This is a genomic window from Aporhodopirellula sallentina SM41, from assembly GCF_000346505.1.
GTDB lineage: Bacteria > Planctomycetota > Planctomycetia > Pirellulales > Pirellulaceae > Rhodopirellula > Rhodopirellula sallentina.
This window is the reverse complement of the sequence record NZ_ANOH01000279.1, coordinates 1-20,527: the sequence shown is the minus strand read 5'-3', so window position 1 is coordinate 20,527 and position 20,527 is coordinate 1. Positions and strand designations below refer to the sequence as shown.

Genomic DNA, 20,527 nt, shown 5'->3' with positions numbered 1-20,527 from the left:
ATGCCAGGTGTTTGCGGTGCCGAATCAATCGCAGCGCGTTGCTGAATTGGCTCAGCGGTTTGGGTTGAGGGAAGAACTCGATCAGTCGGCCAGTTCGCTGCCTCTCGGCGTGCGGCAGAGGTTGTCCTTGGCCGTTGCGATTTTGCACAATCCAGAAATGTTGATCTTGGATGAGCCGACTTCAGGCGTAGACCCCGTCGCCCGAGACGGCTTTTGGCGATTGTTGGTTGAGTTGTCGCGCAGGGACAAAGTCACCATCTTTATCTCGACGCACTTCATGAATGAGGCGATGCGTTGTGATCGCATATCATTGATGCACGCCGGAAAGGTGCTCGCCTGCGATACCCCCGCGGCCCTCATTGCCGCACGTGGCGAAAAGACACTCGACCGAGCGTTCGTTGGTTTCATCCAAGACGCGAATGCCAATCCAGAGCACGCGAAGCCCGAGGCCGATTCGGCGGCGATCTATTCTCGGAGGGAAGATTCTTTGTCGGTAGATTCGCCGGAACGAGACGCCGTGTTGTCGCCATCTGCAACGGTTCAGCCCACCTCATCGAAGACCAATCGATACCGGGTGGACTCGTTAGTGTCACCATCTGAACCCAGTCCGCGTGGTTATTCGATCAACCGGTTGTTGGCATACACCTATCGCGAGTCGCTCGAGGTGATGCGCGATCCGATTCGGCTAGGATTCGCTTTGATTGGTTCGGTGTTGCTGATGTTGGTGCTCGGGTTCGGGATGACGACCGACGTGGAGAACGTTCGCTTTGCCATTTACGATCAAGACCAATCTCCCGAGAGCCGCGCGTATGCGTACGGATTCAGCGGTTCGCGATACTTCGACGAGCAAGATCCCGTGCGCAGCGAAGAGGAAATGCATCGCCGATTGGTTTCAGGAGATGTCTCGTTGGTCGTTGAAATCCCGCCGGACTACGGCAGAGAACTCAAACGCGGTGATAACCCTGAGGTGTCGGCTTGGATCGATGGTGCGATGCCGTTTCGGGCAGAAACCATCAGTGGTTACGTCGAAGGAGTACACATCGCTTATCTGAGTGATCTGTCGAGACAACTCTACGGGGAAACGCCGACGTTCAGTTATGCCGACATCGAATCGCGTTATCAGTACAACCCTGGTTTCGAAAGCATCAATGCGATGGTGCCGAGCGTGCCGTCGATGTTGTTGATTTTGATACCGGCGATCTTGATGGCTGTGAGCGTGGCGAAGGAAAAAGAACTCGGCTCGATCACGAATTTCTATGTGACCCCGACACGGCGGCTTGAATTTTTGCTCGGCAAACAATTGCCATACATCTGCATCGCGATGGTCAACTACGCGTTGCTGGTTTGGATGGGCGTGTATGTGTTTGGTGTGCCCATGAAGGGCAGTCTTGCGGTGTTGACTCTGGGGGCGATGTTCTACGTGACCGCAACGACTGGAATCGGTCTGGTCACGTCATGCTTCACGCGGAGTCAGGTGGCGGCGGTGTTCGCGACCGCGATCGTCGCGATGATGCCGACGGTGCAGTTTTCCGGAATGTTGCAGCCCGTCTCAACGCTCAGCGGAAGTGCTCAGTTGATCGGATCTCTGTGGCCGACGACGTATTTCATGCGGATGAGCGTGGGGGCGTTTACCAAGGGGCTCGGGCTGCATGATCTGTCCCACGATCTTTGGGCACTCGCTGCGTTCACTCCGGTATTCGTACTGATCAGTGCGGGGTTGTTGAGGAAACAAGATCGATGAACACAAACCGCCGCAACGAACAACCGATCGAAAGGACGCTGGGCGATCCCAGCGATGACCGATGAGATCACTTCGAAACACTTTCTGGCTGACGATCAAAGAACTACGCAGTTTACGGCACGACAAGATGCTGCTCGCTCTGTTGGTGTTTGCGCTGACGTTCAGTGTCTACAGCCAAGCGACTGGGATATCGAGCGAGGTTCACAACGCGTCGCTCGGAATCGTCGATGAAGATCACACGACGTTGTCTCGTAGCATCGCAAATGCATTTTATCCGCCCTACTTCAAAGAACCCATTCTGATCTCAAGTGACCAGGTCGACGCGGATATGAACGCGGGGAAGTTGATGTTCGTGATCAATATCCCGCGAGGGTTCGAGGAAGATGTGTTGGCGTCACGGCATCCTGAGTTGCAGGTCAACATCGACGCTACCGCCGTCATGCAGGCGAGTATCGGTGGGAGCTACATCCAGAACATCGTCAACGATGAAGTCAACCGTTTCGTGTCCAGGCGAGACGAATCGGTCGAGATGAGCGTTAACTTGGTGCGTCGCAAAGCATTCAACCCCAACGGGGACACCACGTGGTTTGCGAGTATCACCGCGATCATCGATCAAGTCACGTTGTTGACGATCGTGTTGACGGGGGCGGCGCTGATCCGCGAGCGAGAGCACGGAACGATCGAACACCTGCTGGTCATGCCGCTGACTTCGTTCGATATCGCCGTGTCTAAGGTTTGTGCCAACGGATTGGTCATTCTGTTGGCCGTGATGCTGTCTCTCGCTCTTGTGGTTGAAACCATTCTCGGTGTTCCCGTGGAAGGATCGCGTTGGTTGCTGTTGGCGGGGATTGCGATTTACCTGTTCTTTGCAACTGCGGCGGGCATCTTTCTGGGAACCCTGTCGGGATCGATGGCGCAGTTCGCCCTGTTGGTGTTGTTGACGGTTTTGCCGCTGCAGATGCTTTCCGGTGCGATCACACCGGTGGAGAGCCAACCGGCGTGGTTGCAACCGATCACGTACTTCTTCCCGTCACGCCATTTCGTCAGTTTCTCGCAGTCGATTATTTTCCGTGGGGCTGGGATCAGCGATGTTTGGCGTCAATTCGCTGTCACGGCGGCTTTGGGACTAGCCTGTTTCCTGGCTAGTCTCGGATTGTTTCGGCGTTCGATAGCGGTGAGCAAATAGCCATTTTGAGGTCGAGGTTGCACGGCGAGCGAATTCACTGAAGAACGATTGCTTGACATGTCGATAGGTGACATGTAAATTAATTGGGTGTTGAGTTGCCGCGTGCACAGCGAGATGGGTGGGAGATGGCTCTTCGGGACGAACTGAAAAAGCGTGATCCGTTTGATTTGATCGAGCAGGAGGCTGCTCTGTCGATCATGCGAACCAGTGATCTGTTGGAAAATCGCTTCGCCCGTTTGCTAAGGGAGTACGACCTGACGCGATCGCAGTACAACGTGTTGCGGATTTTGCGAGGTGAGGGCCGACCAATGCCATGTTTGGAAGTGGCACAGCGGATGATTCAAGTTGCTCCCGCGATCACGCGAGTTGTGGATCAATTGGTCAACGCGGAGCTGATCGTCAAGACACAGTCGGACTCGGATCGCAGGGTGTTTCTGATCGATCTGACAAGCCGGGCAAAACGGGTGCTGAAGGCCGTGGACGTTCCACTATTGGAACTGCACAGGTCTCTGTTGTCCGGAGTCCCGAAAAAGGATTTGAAGCAAGTGATTGCAATTTTGCAGCAAATACGAGAAGGGGTTTCCGAGTAGCGGTTCGGGCTTGTACTTGGCGACGTGCCGGTAGCCTCATGTGAGGCCGTCGGAAATGTTGATGACTTGGCCGGGTGACGCGTATTTGTTGTGGACGCATGGACCTGTTGCGCAGACGCACCGCTCTGAAAATTTTTTTTCCTTGAGACTGTAAGGTCCACCTCATTTGACGGTATTCCTGTTGTGTGTCCGCCATTTCGTCGGACCGGACGTTGAGAGTCGGAGAGTATCATGAACCAATCACGACGAAACATGTTGTCCATGACCGCGGCAGGTTTGATCCACGTTGCGGCGAACCCGGAACTGAGCGTTGGGGGCGAGCCTTCGAACACCGGGTTGCTCATTCGCGAGGCAAGAGAACGCGGGCACACCGATATCGGTTGGTTGAACAGTTTCCATTCGTTCTCGTTCGGAGGCTACTACGATCAACGGCATATGGGGTTTCGTTCACTGCGTGTCATTAACGACGATCGTATCGCGGCAGGACGAGGTTTCCCAACGCATCCTCATCGCGACATGGAGATCATCTCTTATGTACTCGAAGGAAAGCTGCAGCACAAAGACAGCACCGGCCGGGGCGCAGTGATCACGCCCGACGACATTCAAATGATGTCGGCAGGAACGGGGATCACGCACAGCGAATACAACCCATCGTCGGTCGACGCGAATCACTTTCTTCAGATTTGGATCGAGCCGGCGATGCGCGGTGTGATGCCTCGTTACAGCGACGACAAAGTCACCATTGATCAGAAGGTAAACCGATGGAAGAAGATAGCCGGTCCGGATGATTCCGGGGCTGCGGTATCAATTCATCAGGACGCAACGATCTATGCGACACACCTGCAGCCAGGGAACTCGATAGAGTTCAACGTCGAACGCGGTCGCCACGCATGGTTGCAGGTCGCTCGCGGTGAATTGGTGGTCAACGGAACAAAACTGTCGAGCGGGGATGCGGTTGCGACGAGCCGATCGACATCTCTTCATGTCGAAGCCACCATGGTGTCCGATGCACTGCTGTTCGATTTGGCTTGACCCAGGTTGGGGCAAGATCGACATGCTCGCAATCTTGGGCCGGACAGGAAGCTGATGCGCCGGATTATTGCTGCCGGCGAACTTTCTGTCCGTGTCTTTATCCGTATGCCGGTGCATCCGGAATTGGAAATTCAGAAACCGATATCGTCGTGGCGAGCAGGAGCGTTTGCCTTCTGCCGTCCGGCGACGAATTTACTCATGTCAAAAAGGATCACGTATGTTGTTAGGTTCACCAAAACAGATTTCGATCGGGCTGCTTGTTCTGCGGGTCGCGTTTGGATGTTTCATGATGGTGCACGGCATCCAAAAAGTTATGGGTTTTGGCGAAATCTCCGGTGGGTTTCCTGATCCGATGGGGATCGGAAGTCAGCTCAGTCTCATCCTCGCGATTGGAGCGGAGGTGGGATGTTCGGTCTTGCTGATCCTCGGACTGGGGACGCGTTTGGCGGTGTTGCCGCTCGCCTTCACGATGGTGATCGCATTGTTCGTCGTTCACGGTGCTGATCCCTGGAAGGTGAAAGAACTCGCGGCGTTGTATCTCGCTGTCTACGCGGTGCTCTTTTTAACCGGACCCGGTGAACTGTCGTTGGATCAGAAGTTATTCGGTCAGGCGACGTCGAGACGGAATAGCGATCACGTATGAGTAGCCTGTGACGCCGTGACGGTTCTGAGTGCGTCACAGCGGACGGGCTGGGCGAGGCAGGCTGGACTATTCGTTCCCGCAAAATTCGAGTTCCACAAAATAGGCACCACGTTGTTTGCCTGTTGTCTCGTCGGTGAGCCAAGCCTGAACGATGTGATGGCCGGTTTCCAAGTGGGTTGAGAACTTGGCGGAGACATCGGTGGGCTGAACGTTTTGAGTTTGTTCGTTTTCACCCACGCGGAGTCGGACTTGTTTGGCCTTCATCGGTGCTTTGGCATCGTCGGGAAAGCGTGACACACGAATGTCATAGTTTCCTGCACGGGCAACATCGATCGCCCAGAATCCGTTGATCCACAGTGCGTCGTCGGCGAGTTGTTTCTGCTTCCAGATGACATTGCCTTCGGTCGGGTGCCAATCACGGACTGTCAATCGAATCGGGTTGCTTTCTGGTTTGCCGATGGGGAATCGGGTGTATGCTCCGTCGTTGGCGAAAACATCGTTGTAGTACTGCTCGTACTGTTTCTTAAGTGCCTCGACGCGTTCGGGATGATCGGACGCGACGTTGTTGTTCTGGCCAGGATCGTTTGTCATGTCATACAGTTCGCCGTTAACTAAACGCCATCGTTCGGTCAGGACCGCATAGTTGGGACGGTGGCCTTTTTCGACCGGACGCGTCGCCATCTTTGGCTGGTCGGCTTGTCGTTCGACAAACATTGTTCGGTCCTGCCATTGATCATCGTTGCCTCGCAGCAGTGGCGCGATGTTGTCGCCGTCAAAGTAAACTTCGCGCGGCAGAGTGAGGTCGCATATTTCGACCAAGGTTGGTAGCCAATCTCGACAACATGTCAGCCGGTTGACGTCGCGTCCGGCATCCAAGTTTTCGGGCCATCGTACGAAACAGGCGACGCGATGTCCGCCGTCGTAGACCGAACCTTTCTTGGCTCTCATGTCCGCGTTGAATCCGTCGTCGGGTTCGACCGTGGCGAAGCCCTGCGCGGTTCCGTTGTCGCCCATGAAGATAACGATGGTGTTTTCGGCGACGCCTTGGTCTTCGAGCGTTTGAAACAGTCGACCGAGGTTCTCGTCAAAGTTGATGATTTGGCCATAGAACTTTGCGCGGACCGGCGGGTGTCCTTGGTCGAGAAACGGAGCCGAATATTTGTCCGCTACGGTATGCGGGCTGTGCATCGCGTTGAGCGGCAGATACACAAAGAAACGCTCCTCTGCGTGCCTCGTGATGAATTGCTCGCAGGCGTCAAAGAAGACGTCGGTGCAGTATCCCGATCGCTGTTCTTGAACGCCGTTGTGGTAGTACGTGTCATCGAAATAGTCGTTTTCGATCGGGTTGCCAATTTCATCGATCCCACCGGCGAGGTGGCGTAGAACTTCTTGGAAACCGCGAAACCTCGGGGCATAGGGCCACGTGTCACCGAGGTGCCATTTCCCGAACATGGCGGTCTTGTATCCCGAAGCGGCAAACACGTCGGCCATCGTGATCTCGTCGCCTCGAAGGAGTTGTCGCCCTTGGGTGACCGCCCATGCGCCCACGCGGGAGGAGTACCGACCGGTCATTAACGCCGCCCGTGTCGGGGTGCATACCGGATCAACATGGTAATTTTGCAAACGAACGCTCTCGGCGTGCATCCGGTCGAGGTTCGGTGTCCGCAACCATGGATTGCCATGACAGGACATGTCGCCGTACCCTTGGTCGTCCGTCAGGATCACGATTACGTTGGGTTGACTCTCGGTTGCATTGCAAACGATGGGACAAACGGCCACGAGAACGAGTGCGAGGAAACATCCTAGTCGTTGATTGGACATGCTGGTTTTCTATAGATCGATGGACTGAGTTCTGCTCAATTCACGCTGATTGGATCCAAGAAAAATCATCCGTCAGCGGCAGGCACAGCATAGATCAAACCAAGTGCATGTGCGCGGTGTGGGGCGAGCCCATCAACGGCCTTCATGTCGGTAGTGCACGGTCTCTATTTCAGCGTCTGTTTTGCACGTAGGAGTATCGCGCAGCGTTTTGCGACACGCCCCAGGCATCGCGGGCGCGTCAGTGTTTCACCTGGTCATCCAACGCCTGACGGGCCGCAATCGAGGCCTCTCGCCATTGACCTCGCTTGGCTTGCTCGACCATTGCGATTAACGCGGATTGAGCGTCCGAGCGAGATGCATTGCTGGGAAAGGAATCGTTGATTTGGTCCTCGATTTTCTCGAGCCCCTCGATGCTCTGTTGGTTGCATACACGATAGAACGCCAGGGTGAGGTCGTATTCGTGTTCGTTCAGTTCGACCGGTTTTCCCGAGAGCGACCAAACGATACCCACGGCGAATGCGACGACCAATAATCCAGCCGCGATGTTGCGTGGGGTGTTGTTTGTGGGCGCTGGAGCTGTTTGCCGTGGCATTACAATTTCTCCCAATCGATCACTTCGTGCTCGTTCATGCTGGACATTTCTGCCCACAGGTAGAGGTCGACAAAGTTGGTGACGAAACGGACCGAACCGTCACCGAAGCAAACCATACCACCGCCTGGGTGTTCGGAGTACATTTGCCCGACGTGATACGTGGGAAAGTTGACCGGGTGGATGATCGGGCTACCGGTAATATCGAGTTCGCCGCCGGAAGGACCTGCATGAACGAGCGTCAGCGTTGCCGCCGCGTCAGGGCCATTTTCCGGGGAAGTGAAACGAGGGTGCGTGAACGCACCGGGGATCACACCGACCCATGTCTTTTCACTCAACGCTGAACTGTGTTCACCAAAGAAGATTGTGTTGGAGGTGCCGTCGAGCACGTCGCGGAATCGGGTTTTGGAGTTTCTGAAAAAGGGGCCATCGGCAACATTACCGGCATCACCGTTGATCGGAATGATCTTGGTGGCCGACGTGTAGATGTTCGTGAAGACCTCACCGGTTGCGGCGGAGCCACATTCGCCCCAGCAGCTTTCTTGGCCGTGGCTGGCGACGTAGTGACTGCGTCCGAGACGGATGGTTTGGCCACCGAAGGTGAGTGCGTTGCCTGCTTCGTCTTGGACTTCGATGGGGTCGTCTCCGCCGGTCGCGCTCGGGCACAAGAACATGGAAATCGTGCTCGCGATCGTTTCGCGGTTGTCGGCAGCCCAGACTGGTTGGTCGAACCGGAGACCTTCGTGCACCGCGTTGCCTTCCGCGAACGGCAGCAGACCCGCCGCCCATCCCCAACCGGGGCCGGCATCCCATGTAATCGCATCCATCATCACCGAAGCCGGGGCCGATCCGTCCGTGGTCGGATGGGAAACATAACCGGCCGGAAAACGCTGGTACGCCGCATGGTAGTTTTGGGCGGCCAAGCCGACCTGGCGCAAGTTATTGCTGCAAGACATCCGGCGTGCCGCTTCCCGTGCCGCCTGCACGGCAGGCAGAAGGAGACCGACGAGAACCCCGATGATTGCGATAACCACGAGGAGTTCGATCAGCGTAAAACCCTTCACGCGAATCTCTCGCCTGGGGCAGGTTGATTGGGCTTGGTAGCAGCGTAGAGATCGAGAACGCAGTCTGTCGCGTTGGGATAACAGAAGTTTTGTCATCGGGACGTCATTTCCGAAGATAGATGGCGGATCGGATGGAAGGGTTTAGCCTGGGCTAACTTTTGGGTGCGAAAAAAAAGCACCGAGAGCGTGCAGCGTTGAATTACAAAGACGAGAATCTGCGAAGAAGTTAGCACGTGCTAACTTTTTAGCGAAATGCTAGTCAACGTCCAGGTGGATATCAAGGGGATTTATGAAAACTGGGCGAACGACTACGATGTTTGTGGCAGTTGTTTTTCGCGTTTGGGTGGCGATCGCGCATTAATAGGGAGCAAAAGGGAGTTTCTGTTTGCCTTCAAGAAGTTATCAACGAATCCGATCGGATCACGCCAGCGAAGTGGCGGAAGATTACGTGGAGGCGATTGCGGATGCGATTGCTGCCCGCGGTGTCTGTCGGGCGACCGACCTGGTGAAGCACTTTGCTGTCACGCACGCGACCGTCAATAACACGATCGGACGGCTGCAGCGGGACGGGTTGGTGACGACGGAACCGTATCAGCCGATCGAATTGACCGCCGCGGGAAAACGTTTAGCGACCACTTCTCGCAAACGGCACGAAGTTGTCGAGAGTTTTCTGATCCGGATGGGGGTCAGTGCGGCGACGGCGGCGACCGATAGCGAGGGAATCGAACACCACGTCAGCCGGGAAACCCTCGACGCGATGAAGCGAGTGCTCAGGGATGGCTGGCCCAGCGCGTGAGGCATCTCAGTGTGGCGGATCCACGCGATTGCACGGCGTTTGTATCTGCCTCCGTCCCCAAGTTGCGCCGCGGGTGAACATTTTCTGACGAATAGGGTCCAGTAGGATGCCTGGAACTCGGAGGAGACGCGGCGTCGCGAAATTCCACTTGATCTGCGAGACTACGGCGAATCCCTCGATACCACTGAAAGACATTCGTCATGGAAAAAGTCCTCTTTGACTATCTGCAGAAGATTCTCAACGCGCGGGTCTACGACGTTGCCCACGAAACGCCTCTGGAGCTCGCGCAAAAGTTGACCGCACGGTTGGGGAACCAGATCTACCTGAAGCGAGAAGACACGCAGCCCGTTCACAGTTTTAAGCTGCGCGGTGCGTACAACAAAATGTCTCATTTGAGTCCGTCCGAGTTGGCTCGTGGAGTGGTCTGTGCATCGGCGGGCAATCACGCGCAGGGGGTGGCGTTGAGTGCTCGTCAACTCGGATGCCAAGCGATCGTTGTGATGCCGGTTACGACTCCTCGATTGAAATCGGAGGCCGTCGCCTCGCTCGGTGGCAAGGTGGTCTTGCACGGCGATAGTTATTCCGACGCGTACGCGCACGCGGTCGAGTTGCAAGAGAAACATCAATACGTCTTTGTGCATCCTTTTGACGATCCGTACGTGATCGCAGGTCAGGGGACGGTCGCGATGGAGATCCTGCGACAGCATCAACATCCGATCGATGCAGTGTTCGTGGCGATCGGCGGAGGAGGCTTGATTTCCGGAGTGGCGGCGTACATCAAAGCGGTTCGTCCGGAGATCAAAGTCATCGGCGTTCAAATGGCGGATTCCGATGCGATGATCCAATCAATCGATCAGGGTGAACCGGTCGACATCAAAGACGTCGGGCTTTTCTCCGATGGAACGGCGGTCAAGAAAGTCGGCACGGAAACATTCCGCTTGACGCAAAGGCTGGTCGATGATTTTGTCACCGTCGACACCGACGCGGTTTGCGCGGCCATCAAGGACGCGTTTGAAGACACCCGCAGTATCCTCGAACCGGCCGGCGCGATGGGAATCGCAGGCATGAAGCATTACGTGGCCGAACACGGCGTGCAGGGGGAAGACCTCGTCGCGATCACGTGCGGGGCCAACATGAATTTTGACCGCCTGCGTTTTGTGGCCGAGCGTGCCGAGTCGGGCGAAGAACGTGAGGCGATGTTCGCGGTGACGATACCGGAGGCCCGCGGGAGTTTTCGAAAGTTGTGTGAATCGATCGGCCAACGCAGCGTGACGGAGTTCAGCTATCGGATGTCGGACGAGCGCGAGGCACACGTGTTGGTGGGATTGTCGATCGGTGGACGTAGCGACGTCGCGGTGATCAGCGCGGGGTTCGAAGATCAAGGTTTTCGAACGCTGGATCTGGGGGACGACGAACTGTCCAAAGTCCATCTCCGCTACATGGTCGGAGGCCGAACCCGCCTCGGCGAAAACGAGCGACTCTATCGATTTGAATTTCCCGAACGTCCGGGGGCGTTGATGAGGTTCCTCTCTCACATGCATCCGGACTGGAATATCAGCCTGTTTCATTATCGAAACCAGGGGGCGGACTACGGGCGGATCTTGATCGGGATTCAAGTCCCCGATGGTGATTTGACTGCGTTTCGCGAGTTTATCGACACGCTCGGGTACCGGTGCGTCGACGAAACGGACAACCCGGTATACCACCTCTTTCTACGATAGGCCGACCGGTTTGCTCGCCACAATGGTGAGCGGCCGCTGCAACTCTGGGCCGCTGCAACGCTGGGTAGTTTCAACGCTGGATAGTTTCAACACTGAGTAACTCGACCACGGCGGGACGTGGTTCGTGTAAGGGAGGTGAAGCATGTCTGCCCCCTTTTAGGGTGAGCCGTAGCGAACGGTCGGGTCGGATGCGTGTGGGCGATACCGAGTCGATCCAACTCAGCGACACGGATCGTCCAAGGTATCTCTATGCGTCACTGTGCAATTGATGTGCGATGCGACGGTGAGTGAGCCGTTGCGCCGAGCAAGTCTCCCCATTCGAAAGTGCATGAAAGACACTCTTGTCCCTTTTTAGGTAAGGCTTGCGCTATATCGAAATTGACGTGTGATTGAGTTGGTGGAAGCGTGTTTAGAGGTGTATGAACGTTGCCAGGTTCAATCGTGAAGGTCTATTACAGAGAGCCGAATAGTCGTTCGGTATAATTTAATGGACACCCCTCGCTGGAAGTTCTAGTATTGGCCCGTATCAGGCGGTTAGCGACGGCGAGCGCACCGTTGCGACGCCGGATGTTTCGGCAACTTGTTCATTGTCGACTGAACGGTTCTTTCAAATCGGAGAAATCAGATGCGTAACAAGGGGAAACGTCGGGGGTTCACGCTCGTTGAATTGCTCGTCGTGATTGCGATTATCGGTGTCTTGGTGGGGCTATTGCTTCCGGCTGTGCAAGCGGCTCGCGAGGCCGCTCGTCGTATGAGCTGTAGCAATAATTTCAAGCAGATCGGTCTCGGAATCCATAACTATCATTCGACATTTAAGTTGTTGCCTGTTCACCATATGGGAACGCACTCCGCGCAAGGTGGCTATGTTAATAGTGGTATCAGTAATGTAAACAACGGTCGCGGCCACAACGAATACACGCTGAGTTTCTTGGTCGGCATTTTGCCATTCGTGGAGCAGCAAGCACTTTGGGAACAGATCTCAAATCCCAACAACGAGACATCGAGCGGCGGGCCTCCGGGTAATCCTTGGTCGCCGATGGGGCCTTCACCACGGCAACAAGAATACAAACCGTGGATCACCGAAGTGACCACCTATCGTTGTCCCAGCGATCCAGGATTTGGGTTGCCGGCTCTCGGGCGGACGAACTACGCGGCGTGTACGGGGGATTCGCCAGACAAGTCAGATTGTCGTTGGCCGGATAATCCCCAAAACGGAAAGCTCGTCTACACGCAAAACGATGTGATCGAAGCGAAAGCCGCCTATCGAGGAATGTTTCAGCCCGGTTTTCAGGGGCGTTTTCGCGAGACGCTCGATGGTCTGTCTAACACGATGATGTGCGGCGAGATTGCAACCGATTTGGGTGACAAGGCAAAAACGACCACGTTGATGATCAATGGGGCGGCGTGGAAAATCCGCAACACTCCAGGGGAAGCCTGCTCGGAGTACATCGATCCGGAGCGACCGCAGTTCTATAAGAGCAGCATTCAATACAACAACAAGAAGAACGGCTTCGCAAAGATTTTCCAAATGCGAGGCTATATCTGGTCGGATGCCCGGTCAGGGTTTAGTTGTTTCAATGCGATCCTGCCGCCAAACTCCGAGTTATGTATGTCCGGTGGCGATTCCGGTTACGGTATCGCTCCCGCATCCAGTCGTCACCAAGGCGGTGCCCATGTCCTGATGGGTGATGGGGCGGTTCGGTTCATTACCGACTCCATCGAGGCCGGTAATGATAAGGCCGGTTGTGTATGGTCGAGCGGAACCGATGCACGGGCACCGGGGTCACCGAGCCCGTATGGTTTGTGGGGCGCACTTGGCACACGTGCTTCCAAGGAAGTGATCGACGAAGAGTTTTAGTCGACGATCTCTTTGCTAAGGCCTATCTGCTTGCTTATCAGTCGATCGGTGTTGTCCGCGGTTGACATGTTCAACCGTGACTAACGGCCACCGGCTGATCTGTTTACCGAGGTTGTCAGGTAGATTCCGGGGTTTCTCGCCGTTTGCATGTCTTTGCAGCAGGCGGTTGAGTGTTTGATTGTTCTATGTCACCGAACCTTGTGCGGTTCGGTATCCGGCAGAGTCGGTACTTCCTGGTCGCGGTTTGATTGTGTGATCGGGAGTACTCTCTCGCGCTGCGAGAATGAAGTATTGAGGGACCTTTGATCGGTTCCAGGATTGATCCCAGTTTTCTTTATGAGAATGTGACCGAAATGATTCGAAGCTATTTGATGTTGCTTGTCTTGTTTTCGTTCGGCGTGCCACTGGTTGGCTGCAGTGAAGAGGAAAACCGCACGATCGAAACGCAAGGAGAGTTGTGGGATGAGCGTGCCGCGTTCTACGCCAACGAAGACAACTTCACCGACGAAGAATACGTTGACGAGGAGGAGCCAGAGGAATAACGCCAGCGCGAACAGGGGCGGGTGAATGGCTGAAGCTAACTCGCCTCCGATTCGTGGTTGTTGTCGGCGTGCCGACTGCATGCGGCCTTCGTAGGGCGGGAGCAACGCGAGTTGGACGCAGTCCTAACGGGCTGTTGATTTTTTCGTTTAACGGGCAGCCAAACGCGACCTGCTTGCCGCTGCACGTCGCCTACGGCTACCGGTTAAACGAAAACAGGTTGACTCTTGAATAAATCAACAGCCCGCTAATGCAAGATAAGCACGGGAGGCGTGTCGCTTTCGCTCGCTCCGAACCAGATGTCGTCTTCGCCGGCTTGGTCGAGCGTCACGATGAAGGTAACCGGCCCCGGCCGAGCGGCGACTTCGCTGACATCGACTTCGACAACTTGACCACGTGCCACGACGCCACGATGCACTGCGACTTCTTTGAGCGGGCGGGGCGCGGTGGTGGCGGTGAGGTCCGCTTCGTTCCATTGGTTGTGTTCACCGGTGTGGAAACGAAGTGTTCCGCTACCCGAGTCGACTGATTGAGTGAGGCGGAGTTTGGCGAAGCGGAACTCTCGTTGGTCGGGAATGTCGAATTTGAGATAGGTGACTCGTCGTTTCCCCTCGACTTTAAGCCACTGAAACTTCTTTTCGCGTTCGCCTCGATCGAGAGTCAAGTCGTCAGTCGGAAACACCTTGATCGGGTCGAGCGATGTGGCACCAAGTTCCTGCACCGACAAATCATCAGACGTTGCCATTTGCTGCGATTTGACTTCGACCTGGGCTTTGTCACGGTGTCGTGTCAGCGTGACGCTTCCCTCGTAGACTTTGAGTTCCGTGTTTTGAGAAGCGATCAGCGAGAACACCGTTCCCATGACTTCGATGGTCGATTGCCCCGTGAGCACTTCGAACGCCGGCATGAGTGCATCGCGGGGCGCGATCTCGAAGTAGGCTTCGCCACGCAGCAGTTTGATTTTCGACGGGGCGTCGGTCATGCGCAGGGCGGAGTTTTTTTCCATCGAAACGATCGATCCGTCGGTCAGTCGCAGCATGGCCTGGGTCTGGGAATCGCAGATGACTTCGTCACGATCATGAAGCTCAAAACCCGGTGTGGCTCGATGTTGCTTTTCATCGCGAATAACAAAGACTTCGACGCCACCGCTTACGCTCATGCAAGTTCCAACGATATCGCCGCTGCCAATTACGGTTTGGTACAGCCGAAAACTGACGAACGTGCAGAGCAGAAGGGTCGCTGCGGCAGCCATCGACGCGATCTGTCGCCTGGTTGGCTTTCGCCGTGGAAGATAGTTTTGCGAGAGCGACTGGATTTCGGTTTGTTCGAGAAGCGTTTCACGCAAAAGCACGTTGACGCGGGAGGCTTCTTGGAAGCGAGCCCGGCGGTTTTGCGATTCGGTCACCGCGGCGTGCAGTTCAGCAATCTCTTGCTCGGAAATGTCTTGCTCTGCAGCGTCATCGTCAAAAAATTTGTTAAGCAGTTCTTCAAATCGATCGTTGTTCATCCGTTGGCCTCCTGCAAGCGTTGGGAGACGTTCGTGTCGATGCACGTCCGCAGTTGGTTTCGCAGTCGTGCGAGAGTGGTGCGAATGGAACCTTGTCGAACCGCTGCGGAATCGGCGAGTTGTTTGCCTTTGACGTTGTGGCCGTATCGCAGGAGCAGCAGTCGTTGCATCCGGTCAGGGAGCCTTTGGAAGCATCGACGCAGTGCGGTTCGTTCTCGCCGCCACGTGTCGTCGTTTCCTTCCGCGGCGATCAACGCGAGTTCAGCCATCATGTCGCTCACGCCGTTCGAGGGTGCTTTGGATTGCCGCCGCCAATGTTGCAGGACGACGTTGCGGGCGATTCCGCAGGCCCACGGAACAAAACTGCGGCTCGGATCGAATCGCTCTTCGCTTTTGAGGATTTCGATGACCGTTTCCTGGAAGAGATCTTCGGCGACCTCGAAATCGCGGACCATCGCCACGATCACAGCGAGAATCCGCGATCGGTTTTCGCTGATGGTTAGAAACGTCGAAATGGAACAATCGTCCATAGAGCGTGCCGTCGGTTCGGGGTGTCTAGCGTGCGACCAGCCAGGATGAAATGCGAATCAAAAGGGTCGATAACCTACGTGTTTATTGTCTGTCGCCAGGCGTATCGTGCACAAAAATATCGTCGCTTTTTCGAAGTGATTTCTGTGCACGGTTGCGTTTTTCTCGCAAACCCTGTTTAGAGACGAATCGAAAATCGCTCGTCTACCCTTCCCCATCATGTGAGTCAATTGAATGAATCAGAAAACTGCTGTCCTAGCCAGTTGCCTGCTCCTGATCGGAGTTTTACCCGACGTCACCGCGGCGAGTCCCCCGAAGCAAGCCCCGGTGGAAATTTCCGGCGAACGACAACAATGGCATAAGATCACGCTGAGCGTCGACGGGCCGCACGCGTCTGAAGACGGTAACCCGAATCCGTTCTTAGATTACCGAATGCAGGTCGAGTTTCGTCACCCTGCGAGCGGGCTGACCTACCACGTCCCCGGTTACTTTGCGGCGGACGGTGACGCGGCGAACACCTCCGCAACGTCTGGGAACCAATGGCGGGCCCATTTGGCTCCCGATCACGCTGGCAGGTGGACCTACCGTATCTCATTTCGGCAGGGATCCGGCGTTGCAATTTCAGATCGTCCTGACGCCGGCGAACCGGTCGATCGCGTGGACGGTTTGTCCGGTGAATTTGAGGTCGGCAAGACCACTGCGACAGGACGCGACTTCCGTAGTCGTGGTCGATTGAACTACGTTGGCAAACACCATTTGCAGTTCGCCGGAAGCAAAGAGTTCTTTCTCAAAGCCGGCGTGGATGCTCCTGAGAACCTCTTGTCCTACGCCGACTTTGATGGCGATTTCAAATCAGATGGCCACAAGGACAACCTCATCAAAAATTGGGAGCCCCACGTTCGCGATTGGCGTCAGGGCGACCCGGTGTGGCAGGGTGACAAAGGGAAAGGCTTGATCGGTGCGATCAACTATCTCGCCTCGCAAGGTCTCAACGCGTTCTCGTTTTTGACGTTGAACATCGACGGTGACGATCGCAACGTGTTTCCTTACACGCAATACGATGAGCGAGAGCGGATGGACTGCTCGCGATTGGATCAGTGGGAGAAAGTCTTCGAACACGGAACACGCATGGGAATGCACCTGCACTTCAAAACGCAGGAAGCCGAAAACGTGCACTTGCTCGATGATGGTCATCTGGGCCCCGAACGTAAGTTGTACTACCGAGAGTTGATCGCGCGTTTTGCACATCATTTGGCTCTCAACTGGAACCTCGGCGAAGAGGTGGGGCTGAACAGCAATCCGAGTACGCAAGATAAAAAAGACTGGGGAAACTATTTCTGGTCAAACGATCCGTATCAACATCCGATCGTGATCCACAATGGTCACAAACACTATGACCTCCTCGGAAAAGAGTCACCGCTGACCGGTTTTTCTCTGCAGACGAACAAGCCGGACTTTCGTTTCGTTCATCCGAAAACCAAAGACTACATCCGTCGGTCGGTCGAGGCAGGCAAGCCTTGGGTGGTTGCCTGCGACGAACCGGGCGACGCTTCTCACTCGTTGGTGCCCGACGACGAGGATCCCACCCGAAACAATGCGAGGAAGAACGCGTTGTGGGGAAACATCATGGCCGGGGGTGCCGGAGTTGAATGGTACTTCGGCTACAAGCACGCTCACAGCGACCTGACTTGTCAGGACTTTCGCGTGCGAGAGTCCATGTGGGAGTTGTGCGAAATCGCCTTGCAGTTCTTCGCCAATCACGACATTCCTTTCTGGAACATGGTCAATCAAAACGATTTGGTCAGCGGTGCGGATGCCTATTGTCTGTGCGATCCGGGCAGCCTGTATCTCGTCTACCGCAAGGATTCCGGCGACGTTCGGCTCGATCTGACGGGGGTTGACTCCGGATTCGATGTCGCGTGGTTCGATCCTCGCAACGGAGGCGAACTGCAACTCGGTTCGGTGAAGAGCGTCACGGGCGGTGGGCAGGTTTCTCTCGGAAACGCACCGGGAAATCAATCGGAAGATTGGCTGGTGATCGTGTCGTCCAACGGCAAACGAGGATCGGTGTCGCAATCCGCTCCAACGTCGAAGACCGTCAAACTATCTGCGTTGAACGATTTCGAGTTCACACCTGCGGGCGATTTCGTCACGGGATACAAAGACAATGCCCGGAAGGCGATGGCCATCAACGCGGCGAAACATCAAGGAGTCTTTGCGGCCGCCGAGTCACAGTACGACGGAGCCGATGGAACGTTTGATGTCGTGTTGACCACTCTAACCGAAACGGATGGTGAATCGGTGTACCGCGTTCGCATCGACGGCAAATTGGTGGGCGAGGTTCAGAACCCCGAAACGAAAAAGGACTATGGCCCGGTTCATCATCGTTTCCGCAACGTGTCAATTCAATCGGGAGATACGATTCGTGTTGAATTCAATTCAGACTCGAACGGCAAAGTTCCCGAAGGCGACGCGTACGCATTTTCACGGGGGCGTTGGCGCTCGATCGAAATCGTTCCTGCGGGTGCGGATACGACGTCGCAACACCAACGGACGGTCGCATCATCTGCTGGCAATGAGTTCGTGATGAACTACGATCCTGCCAAGGCGAAAAAGGTACATGTGCAAACCGATGGCATCGTTGTCGTCGAAGCAGAGGACTATGACGCCGCGGATCGACAAACGCATCGCACGTGGTTTCTGACGACGAAGGACAAGACGCCCGACGTCAAACCTGACCCCGATCCCAGTCACGCCGAGGGTGCCGTCGGCAACGCTTATCTCGAACTGCTTCCCGATACTCGGGTGACGCATGCGGATCCATTGGTTCAAGGCGTCAGCTTTGCTCCGCGAGGTGGCCAGTGCAGCGTTCTGTACTATCCGATCGAATTCAAAGAGCCAGGGCGATACTACGTTTGGGCTCGGATCAACTGCACCGGTTCAGAAGACAACGGTTTGCACGTGGGAATCGACGGACGCTGGCCGGAGTCCGGACAGCGGTTGCAGTTCACCGGCCATCACGGGAAATGGCAATGGGACTCGCGGCAACGAACCGAGAAGGTCCACACCGGTGTGCTCGGCAAGATCTGGATCGACGTCGATCAACCGGGGCTACACACGGTGATGTTCTCGATGCGTGAAGACGGTTTTGAGTTTGATCGCTTTCTGCTCACGAAAGAACAGAACGCGATGAAGAGCAAGAGTCTCGAAGACGGTCCCAAGGCCAGCCCACGACGGTAGCGTGTTTCGGAGTTTTGACACGTCCGATTCCCATAGCTGAATTCGCCACAATTCAGGTCACCGAATCGGCTGCATCATTCATGAAACGCTTTACGGTCTGCTAATCTACTAGCCCGCTGCGTTACGGTTTGTCGATTTAGTCAAGAGTCACCCTGTTTTCGTTTAACCGGTAGCCGTAGGCGACGTGGCATTGGCAATTAGGTCGCCTTTGGCTGCCCGTTAAACGCAATACCGTTCAATTTTCGTTTAACCCGTGCCCGAAGGGTAGGTTGTGTTCCGTCAAGCGTCGCCTACAGCTACCGGTTAAACGAAAACGCCACAACCCGGTGTTTCATTGAACGGTATTGCCGTTAAACGAATAAATCAACAGCCCGGCTAGCGAGGGATCACACACAATCACTCGCTCGCGCATCGTGAAATGCTGGTTTCAAAGTAGAGGCCGCCAGCAAGCTGAACAAAGCGACGAGAATCGGATAAAACGTGTCTTGTTTCACATTCCGATTCACCGCTGCTACGAAATATGTCCACGCTCAACCAAGTCATCCGTGACCGAAGAACGATCAAACCCAAACACTATTCGGACCGTCCGGTAGAAGATACGGTTGTCGAGGAATTGCTCGAGAACGCCAATTGGGCTCCTACTCATGGGATGACGGAGCCATGGCGGTTTGTTGTGTACACGGGAACTGCACGTGAGAAGCTCGCCAACTTCATGGTCGAAACCTATCGCGAGCTAACGGACGAAACGACCTTCAAGCCGAGCAAGCTGGACGGGATGCGGGTGAGCGCGACGTGTGCTCCCGTGATCATCGCGATTGGAATGAAGCGACAGACGAGCGGGAAGATCTCGTTGGTTGATGAACTGCTGGCAGTCGGTTGTGCGGTGCAAAACCTGCATTTGTCGGCGACCGCGCGAGGGCTTGGCGGGTTTTGGTCGACAAACGTGGTTGCAACCAGCGACGCGATGCGTGACTACATCGGTCTGGAGAGCGATGACAAGGCTCTCGGTTTGTTCTACCTCGGGTACCCGAAAGGTGCTTGGCCGGAAGGAAACCGAGCCAGCGTCGCCGAGAAAACACAATGGCATCGCGAATGAATGAAGGCGAAATGCTCCCGTAGCTGTATCGTGTTTCCAACCGCATCGTCCTGCAATCAACCAACGAAGCGGACAAGAAACAAACCCCGATTCAGATCGATCGGCGGTAAACACTGGAGGTGACCGGGGAGCAAAATTGTTCCGGTGCCGTTTGTGATCGGGTAGACGGTAGTGGATCTTGTTAAAGATCCTGCTGCATGATGATCTTTAACAAGATCCACTACCGGAAACTGACGCTGGCACAAGCTGTCAACGAATCTTCAGATAGACGGACGACCAAGATGACCGGTGCGTGGCGATCGATCCTCAGTTATCGAGAACGGTGTCTCTGTGCTTGCGGTTCGTCGGTTGGTTTTGCTCTCTTTCGCTTTTGAACAGGCCGCGTAAGGACGATCCGGTTAGGAGCACCAATGGCAAGAAGTAAACATAGCCGATCACCAGCGGATGGGGACCGAACAAAACGCGGGCGATGCACACAGGCAGGAGCAACCAAGCAGCGATGGTCACGCTAGAACGCGATACATTCGTCGTTCGCAGGGCAAGGACGGTGATCGCAATCGTTGCCAAGGCACACA

Annotated in this window: 17 protein-coding genes; 11 read left to right on the top strand and 6 right to left on the bottom strand. The window is 55.3% G+C overall.

Going from position 1 to position 20,527, the window contains the following annotated elements; all coding sequences use genetic code 11:
* The 5 genes from RSSM_RS19050 to RSSM_RS19030 form a co-directional block, all read left to right on the top strand.
* A partial coding sequence (locus RSSM_RS19050; RefSeq protein WP_044303023.1) for an ABC transporter permease occupies positions 1-1,741 on the top strand: 1,741 nt, incomplete at its 5' end.
* Positions 1,742-1,802: 61 nt separating this feature from the next.
* The gene (locus tag RSSM_RS19045; RefSeq protein ID WP_008682362.1) at positions 1,803-2,927 is read left to right on the top strand and encodes an ABC transporter permease; all 1,125 of its coding nucleotides are present in this window, start codon (positions 1,803-1,805) and stop codon (positions 2,925-2,927) included.
* Positions 2,928-3,052: 125 nt separating this feature from the next.
* Positions 3,053-3,517: a MarR family winged helix-turn-helix transcriptional regulator gene (locus tag RSSM_RS19040; RefSeq protein ID WP_044303022.1), complete on the top strand. Its 465-nt coding sequence runs from the start codon at positions 3,053-3,055 to the stop codon at positions 3,515-3,517.
* A 231-nt stretch (positions 3,518-3,748) separates the two neighbouring features.
* On the top strand, positions 3,749-4,549 hold the full coding sequence (locus RSSM_RS19035; RefSeq protein ID WP_008682360.1) for a pirin family protein: 801 nt from the start codon (positions 3,749-3,751) through the stop codon (positions 4,547-4,549).
* 217 nt (positions 4,550-4,766) lie between these two features.
* A complete protein-coding gene (locus RSSM_RS19030; protein ID WP_008682359.1) occupies positions 4,767-5,192 on the top strand; it encodes a DoxX family protein in 426 nt (141 codons plus the stop codon).
* Between the two features lie 66 nt (positions 5,193-5,258).
* On the opposite strand, the gene RSSM_RS19025 is transcribed toward RSSM_RS19030, so the two are convergent.
* From RSSM_RS19025 to RSSM_RS19015, 3 genes are all read right to left on the bottom strand, one after another.
* The gene (locus RSSM_RS19025) at positions 5,259-7,013 is read right to left on the bottom strand and encodes an arylsulfatase (RefSeq protein ID WP_008682357.1); all 1,755 of its coding nucleotides are present in this window, start codon (positions 7,011-7,013) and stop codon (positions 5,259-5,261) included.
* A 238-nt stretch (positions 7,014-7,251) separates the two neighbouring features.
* Positions 7,252-7,605, bottom strand: a complete 354-nt coding sequence (locus RSSM_RS19020; protein WP_063709096.1) for a hypothetical protein — start codon at positions 7,603-7,605, stop codon at positions 7,252-7,254.
* Positions 7,605-8,666 (bottom strand): DUF1559 domain-containing protein, encoded by a 1,062-nt coding sequence (locus tag RSSM_RS19015; RefSeq protein WP_008682354.1) that lies wholly within the window; start codon positions 8,664-8,666, stop codon positions 7,605-7,607. Before RSSM_RS19015 ends, RSSM_RS19020 begins: the two co-directional genes overlap by 1 nt.
* 385 nt (positions 8,667-9,051) lie before the next feature.
* Between RSSM_RS19015 and mntR the strand changes: the two genes are divergently transcribed.
* From mntR to RSSM_RS18995, 4 genes are all read left to right on the top strand, one after another.
* Complete coding sequence (gene mntR / locus RSSM_RS19010) at positions 9,052-9,462, top strand: manganese-binding transcriptional regulator MntR (protein WP_008682352.1); 411 nt, start codon at positions 9,052-9,054, stop codon at positions 9,460-9,462.
* 200 nt (positions 9,463-9,662) lie between these two features.
* A complete protein-coding gene (gene ilvA / locus RSSM_RS19005) occupies positions 9,663-11,183 on the top strand; it encodes a threonine ammonia-lyase, biosynthetic (RefSeq protein WP_008682350.1) in 1,521 nt (506 codons plus the stop codon).
* A gap of 625 nt (positions 11,184-11,808) precedes the next feature.
* Positions 11,809-13,041 (top strand): DUF1559 domain-containing protein, encoded by a 1,233-nt coding sequence (locus tag RSSM_RS19000; RefSeq protein ID WP_008682348.1) that lies wholly within the window; start codon positions 11,809-11,811, stop codon positions 13,039-13,041.
* A gap of 353 nt (positions 13,042-13,394) precedes the next feature.
* Positions 13,395-13,583, top strand: a complete 189-nt coding sequence (locus RSSM_RS18995) for a hypothetical protein (protein WP_085980012.1) — start codon at positions 13,395-13,397, stop codon at positions 13,581-13,583.
* Between the two features lie 245 nt (positions 13,584-13,828).
* Here the strand turns inward: RSSM_RS18995 and RSSM_RS18990 are convergent, their stop codons facing one another.
* Positions 13,829-15,088 (bottom strand): FecR domain-containing protein, encoded by a 1,260-nt coding sequence (locus RSSM_RS18990; protein ID WP_008682343.1) that lies wholly within the window; start codon positions 15,086-15,088, stop codon positions 13,829-13,831.
* The gene (locus RSSM_RS18985; protein WP_008682341.1) at positions 15,085-15,618 is read right to left on the bottom strand and encodes a sigma-70 family RNA polymerase sigma factor; all 534 of its coding nucleotides are present in this window, start codon (positions 15,616-15,618) and stop codon (positions 15,085-15,087) included. The genes RSSM_RS18990 and RSSM_RS18985 overlap by 4 nt, the downstream gene beginning before the upstream one ends.
* Before the next feature lie 232 nt (positions 15,619-15,850).
* Between RSSM_RS18985 and RSSM_RS18980 the strand changes: the two genes are divergently transcribed.
* Both RSSM_RS18980 and RSSM_RS18975 read left to right on the top strand, forming a co-directional pair.
* Positions 15,851-18,856: a DUF5060 domain-containing protein gene (locus RSSM_RS18980; RefSeq protein WP_063709094.1), complete on the top strand. Its 3,006-nt coding sequence runs from the start codon at positions 15,851-15,853 to the stop codon at positions 18,854-18,856.
* Positions 18,857-19,376: 520 nt separating this feature from the next.
* Entirely contained in the window at positions 19,377-19,952 is a 576-nt protein-coding gene (locus RSSM_RS18975; RefSeq protein WP_008682339.1) for a nitroreductase family protein, read from the top strand.
* A 306-nt stretch (positions 19,953-20,258) separates the two neighbouring features.
* On the opposite strand, the gene RSSM_RS34830 is transcribed toward RSSM_RS18975, so the two are convergent.
* The coding region (locus RSSM_RS34830) for a hypothetical protein (protein ID WP_044303020.1) at positions 20,259-20,527 on the bottom strand (269 nt) is incomplete at its 5' end.